Annotated in this window: 16 protein-coding genes; 8 read left to right on the top strand and 8 right to left on the bottom strand. The window is 68.8% G+C overall.

Annotated features, from left to right (window positions below; genetic code table 11):
- Positions 1-30 precede the first annotated feature (30 nt).
- The gene (locus FCG67_RS04565) at positions 31-459 is read right to left on the bottom strand and encodes a DUF5318 domain-containing protein (RefSeq protein WP_027502101.1); all 429 of its coding nucleotides are present in this window, start codon (positions 457-459) and stop codon (positions 31-33) included.
- Between the two features lie 201 nt (positions 460-660).
- Between FCG67_RS04565 and FCG67_RS04560 the strand changes: the two genes are divergently transcribed.
- From FCG67_RS04560 to FCG67_RS04540, 5 genes are all read left to right on the top strand, one after another.
- Positions 661-1,524 carry a DUF1707 SHOCT-like domain-containing protein gene (locus tag FCG67_RS04560; protein ID WP_136907537.1) on the top strand — a complete coding sequence of 288 codons (864 nt, stop codon included), beginning with the start codon at positions 661-663 and terminating at the stop codon, positions 1,522-1,524.
- A gap of 27 nt (positions 1,525-1,551) precedes the next feature.
- Positions 1,552-2,343 carry a DUF1707 SHOCT-like domain-containing protein gene (locus tag FCG67_RS04555; protein ID WP_136907536.1) on the top strand — a complete coding sequence of 264 codons (792 nt, stop codon included), beginning with the start codon at positions 1,552-1,554 and terminating at the stop codon, positions 2,341-2,343.
- A 128-nt stretch (positions 2,344-2,471) separates the two neighbouring features.
- Entirely contained in the window at positions 2,472-3,032 is a 561-nt protein-coding gene (locus FCG67_RS04550) for a PadR family transcriptional regulator (RefSeq protein WP_027502104.1), read from the top strand.
- Complete coding sequence (locus tag FCG67_RS04545) at positions 3,025-4,119, top strand: inositol-3-phosphate synthase (protein WP_136907534.1); 1,095 nt, start codon at positions 3,025-3,027, stop codon at positions 4,117-4,119. The genes FCG67_RS04550 and FCG67_RS04545 overlap by 8 nt, the downstream gene beginning before the upstream one ends.
- Before the next feature lie 195 nt (positions 4,120-4,314).
- Positions 4,315-8,649, top strand: a complete 4,335-nt coding sequence (locus FCG67_RS04540) for an nSTAND1 domain-containing NTPase (protein ID WP_425467793.1) — start codon at positions 4,315-4,317, stop codon at positions 8,647-8,649.
- Between the two features lie 17 nt (positions 8,650-8,666).
- On the opposite strand, the gene FCG67_RS04535 is transcribed toward FCG67_RS04540, so the two are convergent.
- The 6 genes from FCG67_RS04535 to FCG67_RS04510 form a co-directional block, all read right to left on the bottom strand.
- The gene (locus tag FCG67_RS04535; RefSeq protein ID WP_136907530.1) at positions 8,667-10,937 is read right to left on the bottom strand and encodes a transglycosylase domain-containing protein; all 2,271 of its coding nucleotides are present in this window, start codon (positions 10,935-10,937) and stop codon (positions 8,667-8,669) included.
- Positions 10,938-11,023: 86 nt separating this feature from the next.
- Positions 11,024-11,218: a hypothetical protein gene (locus FCG67_RS04530; RefSeq protein WP_136907528.1), complete on the bottom strand. Its 195-nt coding sequence runs from the start codon at positions 11,216-11,218 to the stop codon at positions 11,024-11,026.
- Positions 11,219-11,228: 10 nt separating this feature from the next.
- Positions 11,229-12,029, bottom strand: a complete 801-nt coding sequence (locus FCG67_RS04525; RefSeq protein ID WP_097210921.1) for a carbohydrate ABC transporter permease — start codon at positions 12,027-12,029, stop codon at positions 11,229-11,231.
- A 152-nt stretch (positions 12,030-12,181) separates the two neighbouring features.
- Positions 12,182-13,267, bottom strand: coding sequence for a carbohydrate ABC transporter permease (locus FCG67_RS04520; protein WP_077040000.1), 1,086 nt, complete (start codon positions 13,265-13,267; stop codon positions 12,182-12,184).
- Between the two features lie 68 nt (positions 13,268-13,335).
- The gene (locus FCG67_RS04515; protein WP_136907526.1) at positions 13,336-14,613 is read right to left on the bottom strand and encodes an ABC transporter substrate-binding protein; all 1,278 of its coding nucleotides are present in this window, start codon (positions 14,611-14,613) and stop codon (positions 13,336-13,338) included.
- 146 nt (positions 14,614-14,759) lie between these two features.
- Positions 14,760-15,833 (bottom strand): ABC transporter ATP-binding protein, encoded by a 1,074-nt coding sequence (locus tag FCG67_RS04510; RefSeq protein ID WP_136907524.1) that lies wholly within the window; start codon positions 15,831-15,833, stop codon positions 14,760-14,762.
- Between the two features lie 157 nt (positions 15,834-15,990).
- On the opposite strand from FCG67_RS04510, the gene FCG67_RS04505 reads away from it, so the two are divergent.
- A complete protein-coding gene (locus FCG67_RS04505) occupies positions 15,991-16,647 on the top strand; it encodes a maleylpyruvate isomerase family mycothiol-dependent enzyme (RefSeq protein WP_136907522.1) in 657 nt (218 codons plus the stop codon).
- Positions 16,648-16,649: 2 nt separating this feature from the next.
- The gene (locus FCG67_RS04500) at positions 16,650-17,069 is read left to right on the top strand and encodes a YybH family protein (protein WP_211243107.1); all 420 of its coding nucleotides are present in this window, start codon (positions 16,650-16,652) and stop codon (positions 17,067-17,069) included.
- A 31-nt stretch (positions 17,070-17,100) separates the two neighbouring features.
- On the opposite strand, the gene FCG67_RS04495 is transcribed toward FCG67_RS04500, so the two are convergent.
- Positions 17,101-17,973, bottom strand: a complete 873-nt coding sequence (locus FCG67_RS04495) for an alpha/beta hydrolase (RefSeq protein ID WP_211243106.1) — start codon at positions 17,971-17,973, stop codon at positions 17,101-17,103.
- 154 nt (positions 17,974-18,127) lie between these two features.
- Between FCG67_RS04495 and FCG67_RS04490 the strand changes: the two genes are divergently transcribed.
- Positions 18,128-19,339 (top strand): low temperature requirement protein A, encoded by a 1,212-nt coding sequence (locus FCG67_RS04490; protein ID WP_136907516.1) that lies wholly within the window; start codon positions 18,128-18,130, stop codon positions 19,337-19,339.
- Positions 19,340-19,375 lie beyond the last annotated feature (36 nt).

Raw genomic sequence — 19,375 nt, 5'->3', positions numbered from 1 at the left:
CAGTTACATCGTTCGGCGGGTTGGTGGTGCTCACTCACTCGCAATGCGGCGACTCGGCGCACGCGCACCCGAGGGGCGGCGAGCCCGTTTCGGGGCGGGGGCCGCTCCGAGCACATACGACTGCACCAGGTGGTTCCAACTGCAGGTGCGGCACACCTCGACGACGTGGACGGAGAACTCCTCCTGGGTCGTCGCCAGCCGAACCAGCTCCTCCGACGTCCGTGCCGAACCCGAGATCGGGCCCAGCCTGTCGCCGAACACCCACGAGACGAGGGTGAGCTGTTCTTTCCTGCAGATCGGACAGGTCGCGTCGGAGCCCCTGCCGTGGAACTTCGCCGCGCGCAGCAGGTAGGGACCGGCATCGCACACCTCGGCGACACCCGTCCGGCCGGAGTAGACCTCGGCCAGCAGGGATCGCCGCTGTAGCGCGTAGTCCACCACCTGCCGCTGCAATCGCACGTGACCAGAGTACGTGGGCAATCGTGCGAGGTCTCGGGTTGGCGGCGGCGCGAGCTGCGACACGCCGGGCCGACACCCGCGGCGCACCCCGCCCGACCAGTGGCTGCGCCCTGCCCGCGCCGGATCGCGAATCTGCACTGTCGATCGCGCCACTACCCGGCTGCCGAACCCCCTCGCGCCGCTTCTCCTATCATTTCGACCGTGGCCAGCCGCAACACGACCCGAGCGCGGGACATCGACCGCTCGAACACCTGCACGCTGCTCGACGCCGGGTACGGCGAGGGCCAGCTCGACTTCGACGAGCACAAGTCGCGCACGGCCGCGGCCATGTCCGCCAGAACCCTGGGCGAGCTGGAGTCGCTGGTCACCGACCTGCAGCTGCCGACCGCCCTGACCGACACGCTCACCGTGCCGAACCGGCCCGCACCGCCGCGCCGTGGGGCGCTGCTGGCCGGCGTCGCCGCGGTGGTCGTGGTGGTCGGTGCGGTGACGCTCGTCCTGGTGAACCAGGATGGCCCCGACCCCGCGCCCGCGGCGGCCGCCCCGGCGGTCGCGCCGCTGGCCCCGATTCCCCCCGCGCCCCCTGCCTCCGACAAGTACGCCGACGTCGCGCCGGTGGTCATCGCGCCGATCGACACCCTCACCGCGGCCGGCATCGAGCAGTTCATCACCAAGTATCGGGCCAAGTTCGGCGACACCCTCGTCTACGACGCGTACTTCTACGGCGACTACGCCGGTGTCACGCGGATGGCGCCAGGGCAGCCGGGCAACGAGCAGGACTACAGCTTCCGCGGCGGCTTCGAGCCCGACAGCGTGACCAGCCACACCGGGGACGAGCCGCCGTTCGACCTGGCGAGCGTCGACCTCGGCGCCCTGGCGGGCCACCTCCTCGGCGCCGCCGAGTCGGTGCAGGTGCCGGGCGGGACGATCAGCCACATCGGGATGCAGTTCGAAGAAGGTGATCCGACGGTGTCCATCTACGTGAACAACGAGAAGACCGGCGCGAGCGGCTACCTGGAGCTGAGTCCCACGGGGGAGGTAACCCGCGTGTCCACGCCCAGCTGATAGGCGGCGCGCTCCTATGCTCGGCGGGTGCCGAGCAACTCCTCGCTGCGCATGCGCGCCCGCGACACCGACCGCGTCGACGTGTGCGGCCTCCTCGACTCCGCCCACGACGACGGCCAGCTCTCCGACTTCGAGCACCGCGACCGCACCAACGCGGCGATGGCCGCCCGGACCCTCTCCGAACTCGACGCGCTGGTGTCGGACCTGCAGATCCCCGACAAGCTGAAGGGGTCGCTGCCCGTCCCGCCGACCGGCCCCGGCCTCGGCCTGCGCATCCGCCCGCGCCTCGCCATTGCCATCGGGGCCGTCGCGGCGATCGGCGCCGTCGCGTACTTCGCGATCGGCGGCGGTGACGGCGCGGGCGCTCCCGACCGCCCCGAGAACGTGCTGTCCGCGCCCGGACTCGCCCAGATGATCGACGAGCTGCGCGCCGGGTACGGCGACGCGGTGGTCGACGAGGCGACGATCTATCCCGAGTACGCGCGGATCCAGCGCGCCGAGCCGGGGGCACCCGGGATGTACCAGGACATCGACTATCGGGACGGACTCCAGGAGCCCGATTCCCGCACCGGGCGCGATTCCAAGACGGTCCCGGTCGATCTGGCCCGGCTCGACATTCCGGCCGTGGTCGGGCTGCTGCTCGGCGCCCCGCAGACCCTGGGCGTGGCCACCCCGGATTCGATCCACATGTCCGTGGAGAACGGGGACCATGGCCCCGAGGTGTCGATGTACCTGTCCGACGGGCGGATGGGCACGTCAGGACACATAACCGCGGGGTTCGACGGGGAGGTCTTCTCGATCTACCCCGCGACGGACTAGCCCGGCCCGGACCGCACGTCTAGGCGTGACGCCTTGTCACACAAATGCGCCTTGTCGTAGGCTCCTATATATCGGCGCGATATAGTTTGCTGTCGCATCAATCGATAGGTGACTCAGGAGGTGCAGTAATGCTCGAACTCGCGATCCTCGGGCTGCTCCTCGAGTCACCCATGCACGGATACGAGCTGCGCAAGCGGCTGACCGGCCTATTGGGCGCGTTCCGCGCCTTTTCCTACGGTTCGCTCTACCCGACACTGCGCCGCATGCAGACCGACGGGTTGATCGCCGAGGACGCCGGACCGACGGGTGCCTCCATGCGACGGGCCCGCCGCGTATACGAGCTGACCCCTGCCGGCAGGCAGCGGTTCGCCGAACTGGTCGCCGACACCGGTCCGCAGAACTACACGGACGACGGTTTCGGCGTTCACCTCGCCTTCTTCAGCCGCACCCCCGCCGAGGCGCGGATGCGGATCCTCGAGGGCAGGCGACGTCAGGTCGAGGAGCGCCGCGAGGGGCTCCGTGAGGCCGTCGGGCGAACCACCGGTTCTCTCGACCGCTACACCCGGCAACTGCATCAGCTCGGTCTCGAATCGAGCGAGCGCGAGGTGCGCTGGCTCAACGAGCTGATCGTGGCCGAACAAACATCGACAGCAGTACCCAAGAAAGAAGGAGAACCCGACCATGGGTGAGAACAGCACCTCGGTGCGCGTGGCCATTGTGGGCGTGGGGAACTGTGCCTCGTCCTTGGTCCAGGGAGTCCACTACTACAAGGACGCCGACGAGACGGCCGCCGTGCCTGGCCTGATGCATGTGAAGTTCGGTCAGTACCACGTCCGCGACGTCGAGTTCGTCGCCGCGTTCGACGTGGACGCCAAGAAGGTCGGCTTCGACCTCTCCGAGGCGATCCTCGCCAGCGAGAACAACACCATCAAGATCGCCGACGTGCCGCCGAGCAACGTCACCGTGCAGCGAGGCCCGACCCTCGACGGAATCGGCAAGTACTACGCCGAGACCATCGAGGTCTCCGACCTCGAGCCGGTCGACGTCGTCGCGGCCCTCAAGGCGGCCAAGGTCGACGTCGTCGTGTCCTACCTCCCGGTGGGCTCCGAGGCTGCCGACAAGTTCTACGCCCAGTGCGCGATCGACGCGGGCGCCGCGTTCGTCAACGCCCTGCCGGTGTTCATCGCCTCCGACCCGGAGTGGGCCGCCAAGTTCAAGGACGCCGGCATCCCGATCGTCGGCGACGACATCAAGAGCCAGGTCGGCGCCACCATCACCCACCGCGTGATGGCGAAGCTGTTCGAGGACCGCGGCGTCGTGCTGGACCGCACCTACCAGCTCAACGTCGGCGGCAACATGGACTTCAAGAACATGCTCGAGCGTGAGCGCCTGGAGTCCAAGAAGGTCTCCAAGACCCAGGCCGTGACGTCGAACCTGACCGGCGCGCTGGCCGGCAAGGTCCACGACCGCAACGTCCACATCGGTCCCTCGGACTACGTGGAATGGCTCGACGACCGCAAGTGGGCGTACGTCCGCCTCGAGGGCCGCGCCTTCGGTGACGCCCCGCTGAACCTGGAGTACAAGCTCGAGGTCTGGGACTCGCCGAACTCCGCCGGCATCATCATCGACGCCGTCCGCGCCGCCAAGATCGCGCTCGACCGCGGCATCGGCGGACCGGTCTACCCGGCGTCGGCGTACCTGATGAAGAGCCCGCCGGTCCAGATGGCCGACGACAAGGCCCGCGCCGAGCTCGAGGCGTTCATCATCGAGGCATAGTCTCCGCGCCAAACGCGGTGAAGGGCACGTTTGTTCGGTTGATCCGAACGAACGTGCCCTTCAGCCATTTCGGGCGGCAGTCAGGTTGGCCGAGCCACGGCAATCGGGTAGTCGACTACGCGTGCCGGCGGCAGCGAGCCGGTTCATTCTGAACCTGGACGCCGCCTACCCTGCGATGGGAGTGTCATGTCGCGGGTGTTCATCACATACTCCAGCCGGGACCGCCGCCAGGCGATCGCACTCAAGCGATGGCTGGCGGAGCGAGAGCCGGGCCTGGCGCGCGAGATCTTCCTCGACGTCGACGTCGATACCGGCCTCCCGCTGGGTATCCGGTGGAAGGACGCACTGCGAAAGGCGAAGGACCGGTGCGAGGCGGTCGTCGTCCTGCTCTCCTCGACCTGGGAGAGCTCGCACGAGTGCAAGCTCGAGTACCGCCATGCGGAGGACCTGAACAAGCCGGTCTTCGTCGTCCGGCTGGAGCCGATGGAGAGCGGCGAGATCACCCGAGAATGGCAGCGCTGCGATCTGTTCGGCGACGGACCACAGACCGAGATCTCGCTCGGCGACGGGTCGGAGCCGGTCGTGTTCCTCACCGACGGACTGGAACGGCTGCGCACCGGGCTGCGCGCGACCGGAGTCGGCGCGGAGTACTTCCCCTGGCCGCCCCCGGGTGACCCGAACCGGGCGCCCTATCGGGGCTGGGAACCGTTCGAAGAGGTCGATGCCGCCGTCTATTTCGGGCGGGACGCGCAGATCCTCGACGGGCTCGACCGCCTACGTGGCATAAGCAACACCGGGGTGGAGTCGCTGTTCGTGATTCTCGGACCGTCCGGGGTCGGCAAGTCCTCGTTCCTGCGGGCCGGACTCCTGCCACGGCTGCGCCGCGACGACCGGAACTACCTGCTGCTCGACATCGTTCGGCCCGAACGCAACGCGCTCACCGGCGATTCCGGCTTGGCCCAGTCGATTCACGCGATGCGCGTTCGCCTGGGACTCACCCGACCGACGCTCGGGGAGATCAAGGCCGCCTGCCCCGACGGCGTCGACCGACTCCGTGAGTGGCTGCTCGAGGCGCAGCAGGCCGCCAGGGCGCGCGTACTGGACCTGCCCCCCGATGCGCCTGCGCCCGCGCTGATCCTGCCGGTTGACCAGGCTGAGGAACTGTTCGGCGTCGATGCGGGACCGCAAGCCCGCCAACTTCTTTCGCTGCTCGCGCGCCTGATGCGGGATGCGAACGGCGATCGGGTGTCGATGTTCGTCGTGCTGACGATCCGCGCCGACCTCTACGAGGCGTGGCAGACGGCGCCGGAACTGGCCGGCCTGAAGAGCGCGGTGTTCGGCGAACTGAAGCCCATGCCGCCGACCCAGTTCAAGGAGGTCGTCGTCGGTCCCGTCCGGCGCGCAGGCGAGACCGGCCACCGGCTTCGGGTTGAGCCTGCGCTGGTGGACCGATTGCTGGAGGAATGCGGGCAGGGCGCAGACACGCTGCCACTACTGTCGCTGACCCTGTCGCGGCTGTACCGGGACTACGGCGGCGACGCCGACCTGACCCTGGATGAGTACACGGCGATGGGCGGGATGTCGCGCGTGGTGCAGACCGAGATCGACTCGGCTCTCTCGGCCGACCCCGGCGAACGGCAGCGACAGCTCGAGCTACTGCGCAGGGCCTTCATCCCCTGGCTGGCGACGATCAATCCGGACAGCGACCAGCCGATGCGCCGCGTCGCGCGCTGGTCCGACATCCCGGCCGAGAGCCGACCACTGATCGACGTGCTGGTGGCCAAGCGCCTGCTGGTCAAGGACGAGCGCGGCGGGGAGACGGTGGTCGAGGTGGCCTTGGAGAGCCTGCTGCGCCAGTGGGACGAACTGGCCGGGTGGCTGCGGTCCGAGGCCGAGGACCTCAAGGCAGCGGATCGCCTCGAGGGTGCAGCCACCGAATGGGAGCGCCGCGACCGGGACGAGGACTGGCTCCTACAGGGGACGCGACTGGAGGACGCCGAAGTCCTCTCGGCCAAAACGGATTTCATCGATCGACTGCAGCCGACGCGGGGTTTCCTGCTGGCCTCGCGGGAGCGGGAGACCGCCCGGACCGAGGAGGAGAAGCGTCGCCGGGAGGCAGAACTGCAGGCCGCCAAGGACAAGCAGCAGGCGGCGGAGGCCCTCGCCGAGGCGGAGACGGAGGCCAAGGAGCAGGCGCAGGCCCACACGGCGGCGCTGCGCAAACGGGCGCGGGCGCTGCGGGCGGTGCTGGCGGTGACGCTGGTCGCGGCGATGGTCGCCGTCTTCTACTACTTCCAGGAGCGCGACAGCGCCCGCGAATCATTGGCCGCGCAGCTGAACTCGGAAGCCCAGGCGATGCTCGCGGGCGCGCGGCCGGAAGGCGAGTTCCGCGCCCTCGGTGAGTTGCTCGCGGCGCCACACATCGCCCCCAAAACCGACAACGACGCCATGCTCGGCGCATTGGTCGCGAGGCGCGATGTCGTCAAGATCATCGGCACGCCTGATCTGGTCGGGAGCGCCGCGTTCGATCGAGACGGCGATCGGATCGTGTCCGGCGGCTCCGACGGAACGGTGCGGCTGTGGAACGCGCACACGGGGCAGCCCGAGGGCGCACCGATGCCGGCCGATCGCGGCGGCGTGAGCCACGTTGCGTTCAGCCCCGACGGCGGGACCATCGCAGCCAGCGGAAGCGATGGAGTCGTTCGGCTTTGGGAGACGGCCACCCAGAAGCCGCTGAATGAGCCGGACATCGCAGATCCGAGCGCCGTGCTGGGGATGGGGTTCAAGGCCGACGGCGGACGAATCGTCTCAGCCACATTCGACGGCACTCTCCGGTGGTGGGACACCGCGACCGGAAAGCTGGACAGCGATCCGGTCGAAAGACTGCGCGGCGGAAGAGTGATGAGTGTGGCCTTCAGCCCCGATGGACGATGGCTCGCTCTGGGCAGTGAGGACAACAGTATTCGGCTGGCGGACCTGTCGACACCCGAGTACACGCTGGTAGACGACGTCTTGGCCGGCCACCAGGGTGTAGCCCACAGCATCGCTTTCAGCCCCAACAGCGGTCAGATTGCCTCCGGAAGCGCCGACGGCACCGTGCGGTTGTGGGATGCGCACAGTCACACCTCCATCGGCGCGCCGATGGAGGGCCACGAGGCGCCGGTCACCAGCGTGGCATTCAGCCCCGACGGCCAACGGATCATCTCCGGTGATCTCGCGGGCACCATCCGCGTCTGGGACGTGGCTACCGGTCATCCCGCCAGCACACCCCTGGTCGGCCACCGGGGAATGGTGACGAGCGTCGGGTTCAGCCGCGACGGCAGTCGGTTGCTCTCCTCCAGTGCAGATACCACCATGCGGATCTGGGATGCGAAGACAGCGGTGGGGATGACCGGCCACTACGGCGGGGGTTTGGGCGTATACAGCGTTCGATTCAATGAGGACGGCAGCCGGATTTCCACCGCGAGCCTGGACGGGGCCCGGCTGTGGGATGCGGACACGGGAACGCCAGCAGGATTCATGGCAGGCCTAGGTTTCCCTGTCGCGGTTGCTTGGAGCCGCGATTCGCAGCTGGTCGTGATCGGCGGTAAAGACGGGACCCTCCTTCGTTGGGATTCTTCCGGGCTCCCCCTCGGCGATCCGATCATCAGCCCCGGTCTGGCGAGCCTGGATGTCAGTCTCGACGGCAAGTGGATCGTCACCGGTGGCGAGGATGGCGCTGTGCGACGTTGGGACGCTCGAACCGGCAAGCAGGTCAGCGAGCAACTGGACGCGCACACAGCCAAGGTGAACCTGGTCGGCTTCAGCCCCGACAGCCGAATGGTCGTCACCGGCAGCCTCGATCGAACGCTGCGTCGTTGGGATGCGGCAACCGGGAAGAGCCTCGGAGAACCGATGGCGGTGAACCCCAAGGCACCCGCGATATCGGCGGATTTCAGCCCGGACGGGCGGGCCATCGCCACCGGCGACGATGTCGGCACCGTCCGCAGGTGGGATGCAGAGAGCGGTCAGGCCCTCGGCGAACCCATGACCGGGCACCAGGGTTCGATATACGTGGAGTACAGCCCCGACGGCCGCACCATCGCCTCCTACGGGTTCGACGCCACTGTGCGCCGCTGGGACGCCCAGACCGGTGAGCTGCTGGGGGAGATGCCGACCCAGGGCTGGACCGCCAATATTGATTTCAGCCCCGACAGCCGCCGCCTCGCCTCCGCGGGAGCCGACGGCATCCGATTGTGGAACGCCGATACCGGGGAACCGATCGGGGAGCCGATGAGAGGACACATAGGCCAGGCCTTGTCGGTCGACTTCAGCCCCGACGGACGCTCGGTCGTCTCGGGTGGCGCGGACCATACCGTCCGACTTTGGTCGGTGCCGCCACTCGACCCCTCCGAGTGGCCGGACGCCCTGTGCGACAAGCTCACTCGCAATATGAGCGAGGCCGAGTGGGAGGCCTGGATCTCACCTGATGCCGACTACGCCGCGACCTGTCCCGATCTTCCGGTCCCCGACGGCGGCGGAACCGGCTGACCCTGGGCCAGGCCGAGTCAGCCCGGCAGCGGGATGACGATGCCCGGCAGGATCTCCACGTTCCGCGGCGGGGGCGGCGGCGGAAGCGGGGCGGGCGGCACGAACACCGGCGGGGCCGGGGCCTCGGCCGGGGGTGCACCCTCCGGGACAGGCGGGGCCGCCGGGGCCTGCGGCAGCGGCGCCTGCTGTGCCGAGCCGCCCGTGTTGATGCGGGAGCCGTCGCCGGTGCCGCCACCCGAGTACGCGGGCACACCCGACTGGCCACCGATGGGCTGCGGCCACGGGAAGGTCTCCCAGTCGCTGCCCTCCAGAGCGCCGTCCATCGTGCCCTTCCAGATGTCCGAGGGCAGTCCGGACCCGTAAATCGATCCGCCCCACTGGTTCACGATCGCCTGCGACTGCTCGGTACCGATCCAGACCGCGGTGGACAGCGACGGCGTGTAGCCGACCATCCACGCATCCTTGTTCATCCCGGTGTCGCCGAACTGCGCGGTCCCGGTCTTGGCTGCCGACGGCCTGCCGCCGTACAGGGCGTGCCCGTTCGAGTAGACCGCGATCGGCAGCATCGCCTGGGTGACATTGTCGGCCACCGCCGCGTCGAGCCGCCGTTCTCCCTGCGGCGCAGGATGATCCAGCAGCACCGCGCCGTCCGCGGTCACCACCCGCTGCACGAAATAGGGCTGATGGTAGATCCCGGACGCGGCCAGCGTCGCATACGCGGAGGCCATGTCGATCGGACGGGACTGATACTGCCCCAACACGATTCCGTTCTCCGGCGGGCCACCGTTCTGGGTCAGGCTCTCGCCCTCGACGCCGGGGATCTGCTTCGGGATGCCGGCCTCGTGCGCGACGTCGGCGATCTTCTGCGAGCCGTTCTCCATCGACAGCGTGAGCCGATAGAAGCTGGTGTTCAGCGACTGCTTGAGCGCCTGCGCAATGGTGCAGGTCCCGCAGCCGTCGCCGCCCACGTTCGTGATCTCCACCTGACCGACGGTGAGCGGGGCACTATTGAACATCGTCTGCAGACCCTTGCCCTCCTTGAGCAGGGCGGCCAACCCGAACACCTTGAACGCGGATCCGGTCTGCAGCGGCGACTGTGCGAAATCGAAACCGGCCCCGTCGAATCCGCCGTAGTACGCGCGGACCGCGCCGCTGCGCGGATCGATGGACACCACCGCCGCGCGCAACTCCGGGGGTTCACCCTCCATCGTCTCGCGCACAGACTCCAGCGCCGCGTCCTGCGCCTTCGGGTCGATGGTCGTCGTGATCTGCAGTCCCTCGGTGTTCAGCTGTTGCTCGCTGATCCCGGCCGCGGCCAACTCGGCGAGCACCTGCGCCCGGATCAGCCCCTCCGGTCCGCGCGCCGCGTTCGCATCCACCAGCTGACTCGACGGCACCACCGCCGGGAACAGCGCCGCGGACCGCTCCTCCTTCGACAGCTGGCCCTGGCTGACCATCCCGTCGAGCACGTACCGCCAGCGTGACTCGAGCCTGGCGCGGTTGGTCTCGGGGTCGAGGCTGGACGGGCTCTGGATGACAGAGGCGAGCACGGCGCCCTCCTCGACCGTGAGCTCCTCGACCGGCTTGTTGAAGTAGGCCTTCGACGCGGCCGCGATGCCGTACGCGCCGCGACCGAAGTAGATGGTGTTCAGGTAGGCGGCGAGGATGTCGTCCTTGGACCACTGGCGGGCCATCTTCGAGGAGATGACCAGCTCACGCATCTTGCGGACGACATTCCGGTCCGCGCCGACGAGGGTGTTCTTGACGTACTGCTGGGTGATCGTCGAACCGCCGCCCGCGCTTGCCTTGCCGAGGATGTTGTCGCGCGCCGCCCTGGCGAAGCCGGACACGGAGAACCCGGGGTTGGTGTAGAAGTCCCGATCCTCGGCGGACAGGACCGCCTGCCGGACGTGCTCGGGGATCTGCGCGAGCTCCACATCGGTGCGGTTGCCCTCCGGCGGCACGACCTTCGTGATCGTCGAACCGTCGGTGGCGAAGATCGTCGCCACCTGGTTGGTGCGCATGTCCGAGGGATGCGGCACCTCGGCCTGCCAGTAGCCGACCGCGAACACCGCGGCGGGCACGACCAGCAACAGCGTGACGAGCCCGGCCGCGATCCCAAGGAACAGGCGGCGCCTGCTCCGCTTCGGGGGAGTGGGCTCACCACCCGGCGGGTCGCCACCACCCGGTCCTTCGGGCGGAGGCGGGGTCGTCGGGGCATTGCTGGTGGGCGAGCTCACATGCAGGATTCCTGTCTGGGAGACCGAGTCTTCCCTGCATCCTGACATTCGTAAACAGGCGTGGCCATCGACGCGCCACAACTACGCCGCCCCGAACTGGACGGGTCACCAGATTCACCCGCGACGGATGAGGGTCAGCGCACCCGTCGCCACACCGCGACGGCCAACCCGAGCAACACCGCACAGCCGGCGAGCACCAGCGATTCGGTGACCCCGGCCTCACCGCGCACGATCCCGGCCGCCGCCGCGATGAACGCCATGACCGTGAAGAACCCGAGGATCCCGATCAGCATCTCGACCTGCTGTCGGCGCCGCGCCCTGTTCTTCACGAGGCGCGGCTCACGACTTGACGCCGCCCGCGGTCAGACCCGACACGATCCGGCGCTGGAAGATCAGCACCATGATCACGAGCGGGACAGTCACCAACGTGCCTGCCGCCATCACCGCGGTGTACGGCTGCGAGAAGGAGTCCGGGCCCTCGAACCGGGCGATCGCCACCGTCACCGGCTCGGTCGCGCGGGTGGAGAGCATGTTCGCCAGCATGTACTCGTTCCACGTCGCGATGAAGGCGAGGATCGCGGTGGTGAACAAGGCCGGCGCGGCCAGCGGCAGGATCACCTTCCGGAAGGCCTGCCCCCGCGAGGCGCCGTCGACCCGGGCCGCCTCCTCGAGCTCCCACGGCAGGTCGCCGAGGAAGGAGGTCAGCGTGTAGATGGTCAGCGGCAGCACGAACGAGATGTTCGGGACGATCAGCGCCTGGTAGTGGCCGATCCAGCCGATGTCACCGAACAGCTGGAACAGCGGCGTCACCAGGGCGACGCCGGGGAACATCGAGGCCGCCAGGATGATGCCGGTCACGACGTACTTGCCGCGGAACTCGATCCGCGCCAGCGCGTACGCGGTGAAGATGCCGAGCATCATCGCGACCGCGGTGGTTGCGGCGCCGATGATGAGGCTGTTGACGATGGCGCCGAGGAAGTCGTTGCCCTTGTCGGTGGCCAGCGCGTCCCGGAAGTTGTCGAGCGTGACGTAGGTCGGCCACGGGGTGGTGTCGAAGGTGTGATCGACATCCCGGAAGGCGGTGATGACCATCCAGTAGAACGGGGCCAGCCCCCAGATCAGGATGATGGCCGCGCCCATGTAGGTGCGCACGCTCGGCCAGGGGGACCGCCGGCGACGCGCGATCGGCGCGGCCTGTTCGGGGCCCCGCCCGATGGGCGACTTCGCAAGCGCGTCGCCGCGACCGAAGGGCGACTTCGCCAGCTCGTCGCTGCGGTGCCGTCCCGCCATCACTACTTGTCTCCCTTGCGCTGTTCGTCCTGCGTGCGCACCGCATTGGCGCCGAGGAACTTCACCATGATGAAGGCCACCGCGAAGATCATCAGGAACACCAGCGTCGACAGCGCGGACGCGCTGTTGAAGTTGCCGTTGCGGATGTCCGCGACCACCAGGATCGACATCGTGGTGGTCGGGGTGGCGCCGCTGTCGCCGTTGAGGATCGCGGGCAGGTCGTACATGCGCAGCACGTCGAGGGTACGGAACAGGACCGCCACCATCAGCGCGGGCTTGACCAGCGGCAGCGTGATCTGGGTGAACCGCTGCCAGGCGCTGGCGCCGTCCACCTTGGCGGCCTCGTAGACGTCCTGCGGGATCATCTGCAGACCGGCCAGGATGAGCAGCGCCATGAACGGCGTGGTCTTCCAGACGTCGGCGACGATCACCGCGAACCGGGATGCCCACGGATCCGTCGTCCACGCGATGTCGGTCCCGAGGATCTTGTTGGCGATGCCGTTCTCCGCGAAGATGAAGAACCACAGCTTGGCGGTGACCGCCGTCGGGATGGCCCACGGGATCAGCACCGCGGCCCGCAGCAGCGAACGGCCGAAGAAGGTGCGGCCCATGATCGTCGCCATCCACAGGCCCAGCAGGACCTCGATGGTGACGGTGACGGCCGCGAAGAAGAAGGTGATCCCGACGGACGGCCAGAAGTCGGCGCCCAGGGTGCCGGGCGGGCAGGACCCCATCCCGGAACCACAGTTCTGGGTCAGCCACATCAGGTAGTGGTCGAAGCCGGCGAAGCCGCCCTTGGTGAACGTGCCGGTCACCGGGTCGAGGCCCTTGTCGGCCTGGAACGAGAGCCAGATGGCCCGCAGGACCGGGTACAGGATGACGATCGCCAGGATCACCATCGTCGGCGCGATCAGCCACACCGCCCGCAGATCTCGCTTGCGCGGTGGGGGTGCTACGTCGTCGCGACCCGGATACCCGCTGTCGGGTACCTCGCGCCCGGAGGCGCTGACGTCGCGGCCGGAGTCGGTGAGGACTCCGGCCGCGGCGCGGGCCTCGTCTGCCTGCCGTGGCCCAGCAGAGTCAGCCATCGTTGGTGTACCTGGTTCTCTTCGTGTTCGAACTGCCAGGGCCCGAGCCGGGTCCTGGCCTTATTGACCTACTTGGACGCGGCCGAGATCGCCGCGGACATGTCCGCGGTGGCCTGGTCGACGCTCATCTTGCCGGTGATGGCGGCGTACGCGTTGTCCTGGATCGCCTTGGTGACGGCGTTGTAGAACGGCGTGACGGGGCGCGGCACGGCGTTCTCCAGCGCGGCCTTGAGCGCGGGCAGGTACGGGTACTTGGCGATCAGCGCGGCGTCGTCGTACACGGACGCGAGCACCGGCGGGAACGACGCGTCCGCGAAGGACTGCTGGTTCTCGGGGTTCTGCACGAACGCGACGAAGTCGCGAGCGGTCTGCTTGCTCTTCGAGTTCACGTTGATGCCGTTGTTGTAGCCGCCCAGGGTGGACGCGCCGGGGCCGGTGGGGCCGACGATCGGCGCGACCGCGACGTCGCCCTTGACCTTGGAGCTGTCCTTCTCGGCGTTCGTGTACATGTACGGCCAGTTGTAGGCGTACATGGACTCGCCACCGACGAACGCGAGGTTGGTCTCCTCCTCGGTGAAGCCGGTGGAGCGCTTGGCGATCTGGCCCTTCGCGTAGGCGTCGACGAGCGACTGCAGGCCCGCCTTGGCCTCCGGCGACTCGACCTCGGGGGTCTGGCCGTCGGGGCCGACGACCGAGCCGCCCCACGAGTTGATCGCCTGCGTGGTGTTCACGGTCAGGCCCTCGTACTGCTTGAGCTGGGTGACCAGGCAGTCAACGGACTTGGCGGTGGCCGCGGCGCAGCTGTCGGTGAGCGCCTGCCAGTTCGCAGGCGCCGTCGGCATCAGATCGGTGCGGTAGTAGAGCAGCTGCGCGTTGGTGTTCTGCGGGGCCGCGACCAGCTTGTCGCGGTAGGTCGCGCTGGCGACGGTGGCGGGCAGCAGGCCGGACGTCTCGATCGCCAGGTCACCCTCGAGCGGCTGCAGCCAGCCGTTGGCGGCGAACTCGGCGGTCCAGGTGACATCGAGCGCCATCACGTCGTAGTCGGAGTTGCCGGCCTGCAGCGACTGGACCAGCTTGTCGCGCTGGTCGTCGGCCTCGCCGGGGAGTTCCTTGAGCTCGACCTTCTCGTCCGGGTGCGCGGCGTTCCAGCTCGCGATGACCGGGGTGAGCTTGTCCGTGTCGTTCTTGCCCATCGCGAACGAGATCGGACCACGGCCGCCGGTGTTCTCAGCCGAGGCGTCGCCGGAGCCGGAGCCGCTGTCGCTCGAACAACCGGTGATCGCGAGCAGCGATGCGGCGGTTGCCGCGACCGCCGCACGGCGGACCGCCTTCGTATTCAGAACCATGGAGTATCTCCCCGGTAGTCGGTGGATCGGATCGGTCGGTCCGGCGCAGCACGAAACGCGCGACGCCGATGCCCGTGTCGTTGCCTACTGTGGCACGGAACACCGCCGAACCGAGACATTACGTCGAACCTGAATCGGTCAGGAATCTAGTCGAGCCTGCGGCCGTCCGCAGCGGAGAACAAGTGCAGCTCGGAGGGGTCGACGTGCAGCCGGACCTGCTGGCCCTTCTGCGGCGGGTTGCGCCAGTCGGCGCGGGCGACGACCTCGCGCGGGGCGCCCGCGAGGGTGGTGCGGCCGTAGATGTAGGCGTCCGAGCCGAGCTCCTCGACCACGTCCACCTCCATCGGGATGCCCCGGTCGGAGAGCTCCAGGTGCTCGGGGCGGATGCCGAGCACCACCTCCGGCTCGTGCGCAAGGGCGAGGGCGCCGCGCGGTACCGGGATCACGGTCTCGCCGAACAGCACGCCGCCGTCGGTGACGGGCAGGGTGAACAGGTTCATCGAGGGCGAGCCCATGAAGCCGGCCACGAACATGTTGGCGGGCCGGGAGTACAGCTCGCGCGGCGAGGCGCACTGCTGCAGCAGTCCGTCCTTGAGCACCGCGACCCGATCTCCCATCGTCATCGCCTCGACCTGATCGTGGGTGACGTAGACGGTGGTGGTGCCGAGGCGGCGCTGCAGCTGCGCGATCTGGGTGCGGGTCTGCACGCGCAGCTTCGCGTCCAGGTTGGAGAGCGGCTCGTCCATGAGGAACACCTGCGGCTGGCGCACGATCGCGCGGCCCATCGCGACGCGCTGACGCTGGCCACCGGACAGCGCCTTCGGCTTGCGGTCGAGGTACTGCGACAGGTCGAGGAGCTTCGCGGTCTCCTCCACCCGCTGGCGGATCTCCGCCTTCGGGGTGCCCGCCAGCTTCAGCGCGAAGCCCATGTTCTCGGCGACCGACATGTGCGGGTACAGCGCGTAGTTCTGGAACACCATCGCGATGTCCCGGTCCTTCGGCTCGGTGCCAGTGACGTCCTTGTTGCCGATCAGGATGCGGCCGGAGTCGACCTCCTCCAGTCCCGCGAGCATGCGCAGCGAGGTGGACTTGCCACAGCCGGACGGGCCGACCAGGACGAGGAACTCGCCGTCCTCGATGTGCAGGTTCAGCTTGTCCACGGCCGGCGTGGTGGTGCCGGGGAACACGCAGCTGGTGGAGTCGTAGGTGACTGTCGCCATGGGTGTCGATCGATCCCTTCACCGGCAGGAACGTGCCGGACGATCCGAGTTGAGGGTGGTGCGCGGCCAGTATCGCAGAGCGCGCCGATGAGTTCCGCCGTCGAGGCGGGTCTACCTGTTCACACGCCCGACGGGCCCGATGGCAGGAGATTGTGCGATGACCGGTGGCCACCTGACGCAGGAGCAGATCCGCCCGATGATCGCGGCGGAGCGGACGGAGCTGGCGGACCTGCTGGCGGGGCTGCCCGAGGCGGCCTGGGACTCCCCGACGCTCTGCGCGGGCTGGCGGGTCCGCGAGGTCGTCTCGCACATGACCATGGCGTACCGGTATTCGATGCTGCGGGTGGTGTTCGGGATCGCCAAGGCGGGCGGCAACTTCAACCGGATGGCCGACCGGGCGGCACGGAAGGACGCGGCGGAGCTGACCTCAGGGCAACTCGTGGCGTCGCTCCGCGAAAACGTGGACCATCCATGGAAGCCGCCGGGTGGCGGCTACGAGGGAGCGTTGTCGCATGACGTGATCCACGGCCTCGACATCACCACCGCGCTCGGGCTCGACCGCACCGTGCCCGCCGACCGTCTGCGCGTCGTCCTGGGCGACCTGTCGACCAAGAACCTGAAGTACTTCGGCACCGACCTGCACGGTGTCGAGCTGCGGGCAACCGACCTGGACTTCGCCATCGGGTCGGGGACGCCCGTCACCGGACACGCACAGGACATCCTCCTCACCCTCTGCGGACGGAAGCTCCCACACGATCGGCTGCTGGGCGAGCAGGCACCGCGGTTCACACAGCGGTTCAACGGGAAGGACTGATCATGACCGATGACACCGAACAGATCCGAGGCCTGATCGAACGCTGGGCGGTCGCGGTGCACGACGGGGACCTCGGCGGTGTCCTCGCCGCCCACAGCGAGGACATCGTCATGTTCGACGTGCCGCCGCCGTGCGAGGGCGTCCGCGGCCTCCCCGCCTACCGGGAGACCTGGCCGCAGTTCTTCGAGTGGCAGTCCAGGGGAGCGGTTTTCGAGATCGTCTCCCTCGACGTCACCGCGGGGGAGGACGTCGCGTTCGCGCACGCACTGCTGCGCTGCGGACTGCCGCAGGAACTCGCCGAACGCCCCGAGAACCGCCTGCGGGTGACGATGGGGCTGCGCCGCGAGAACGGCGGCTGGGTCATCGCCCACGAACACCATTCGTTCCCCGACTTCGACGCTGTGGAAAGCGCAGGTACCTGACAAGGCCTGAGCCGCACACTGACCCCTGGCGTCAGAGGTGTTCGGAGAAGAAGGCGGTGAGCTCGTCGACGGCCTGGTGCACGAATTCCGGGACGTCATAGAGGTCGATGTGGTTCGTGGTCGGCAGCCAGACGATCTTCTTCGGCTCACCGGCCCTGTCGTATACCGCCTTGGCGCCCTCGGGACTGCAGAACTCATCGGTGGTGCCGTGCACCACGAGCAGCGGGGTGGGGGAGATCAGGTCGGCGGCGGCGAGGGTGTCGACCGTCATCGTCTGATACCCCGACGCGACGGTGACGGAGTTCTCCCAGTGCGGGCTGTAGGAGCGTTCCGTGCCGTAGTACTCGAACGGCTCCGCCCCCATCATCGCCGCGGGCCCTCCGTCATCGGTCACCGCCTTCTGATAGACCGGCTGTCCGTCCTCGGTCCATGCGTGATCCCAGATGTCCCGCAACGCTTCTCGGTAGGCGCCACCGCGATGGGCGAAGCTGCCCGGGGCACCGGGGTACGCGCCCGCCACGCAGGCCAGCGCGGCCACCCGGGGATCCTGGGCGGCGGCCTTGAGTGCGTACCCGCCGCCCAGGCACACGCCCGTCAGACCGATCCGTTGAAATCCCAGCGCGCCCAGGTGTCCGACGGCCGCGCGCAGGTCGGTCAGCTTGCCCGCGGCGTCCTCGTGCCTGCGGATCGCACCACCCGACTCGCCGTAGTTCCGATGGTCGAAGGCCAGCGTGGCGAATCCGGCGCGCGCGAGGGCGTCGGCGTACGTGCCGACGACCTGTTCCTTCACCCCGGTGAACGGGCCGGTGAACGTCACCGCCCTGGTCGCCCCCGCCGGGCGACGCAGGATTCCCACCAGGCTGGTGCCGTCCTCCGCGCGAAACTCGACACGCTCCGTGTTCACTGTGACCTCCCCATCGGTTGCGGACACGATCATCGCCCGCCCGTGCTGATCCCGACACAGTAGGCGTCCGCCGCCAAATCGGAGTGCCGTTGCCGCCCAGGATGAGTGGCACCTAAACTTCGTCGCCGTACCAGTCGGCGATGGGGGAGACCGCGTGGACCAGCCAGCACTCGACGGCGCCGATTCGGTGGCCGACGCTCCAACCGAACCTCCACACGAGCAGCGGGTCGCGTGGGCCGAGCTGTTCTTCGACCTGATCTGGGTCTTCGCGGTCACCCAGATCGCCACGGCCCTGGCCGGCGCCCACGACATCGGCGAGGCGGCTCGCCTGATGCTGCTGTTCATGCCGCTGTGGTGGGGGTGGGTTGGCGCGACGCTGCTGGCGAACCGGGCGGGTGACCTCGTGGATCGGGCGCTGGGCCGGGTGGCGCTCTTCAGCGTCGCCGGCTGCGGGCTCCTGATGTCGGTGGCCGTGGGAGACGCGTTCGGCGACCGTGCCCTGGTCTTCGCCGCCGGGTATGTCGTGCTCCGACTGCTGTTGTGGGCCTTCTCCTGCCGACTTCCCGGCGGGTCCGCCCGACTCCGGTTGGAGCCCTTCGCCGTGGCGGCCTTCGTCGCCGCTCCGCTGTTCCTGCTCGGCGCCTTCCTCGAGGGGCCATGGCGGATCGCCGCGTGGACCGCGGCCGCCCTGATCGAGCTGATCGCCCCGCGGGTGCTGCCCGCGGGTCTGAACCACCTCCGCATCGAGACCGCGCACCTGCCGGAGCGGTTCGGGCTGTTCCTGATCATCGCGCTGGGCGAGACGGTGGTCGCGGTCGGCGGCCAGGCCGCCGGGATCGACCTCGACGGGCCCACCTACGCCGCCTTCGCGCTCGCGTTCCTCATCATCGTCCTGCTGTGGTGGACGTACTTCCACTACGGGGCCCCCGCCGTCCGCCACAGCCTGGAGCACAGTCCCGAGCAGGCTCGCATCGTCACCGATGTCTTCAGCTACGCCCACCTCATCTACGTCACCGCGATCATCATGATCGCCGTGGGCCTGAAGAAACTACTCGCCTATCCGCTGGCCGTGCCGCACTCGTTCCCCGAGCTGCTGCTCGCGCCCGGCGTGGCGCTGTACCTGTTCGGGTTCTGCTACGCCCGGTGGCGGATGTTCGGGGCGGCCACCGGGCAGCGGTCCGCCGCGGCCCTCGCCTGCTGCGCGATCGCGGTGGCGGCGCCGCTCCTGCCCGCCATCGCCACCGCCGCGCTGGTCCTCGCGGTCCTGCTCGCGCTGAACGGATACGAGGCCTGGATCGTCACCACCCACCGGTCGCTCCCGCTCCTTCGCCTGCCACGGATGGCGCGGCGCGAAACGCAGCTCTGACGCGCTGCGCACGAACGGTCGCGGAGGACTGCGGGG

Origin of the sequence: Rhodococcus oryzae (assembly GCF_005049235.1) — a bacterium.
GTDB lineage: Bacteria > Actinomycetota > Actinomycetes > Mycobacteriales > Mycobacteriaceae > Rhodococcus_G > Rhodococcus_G oryzae.
Note: the sequence above shows the minus strand (reverse complement) of the source record. Positions and strands in the feature narration are given on the sequence as shown.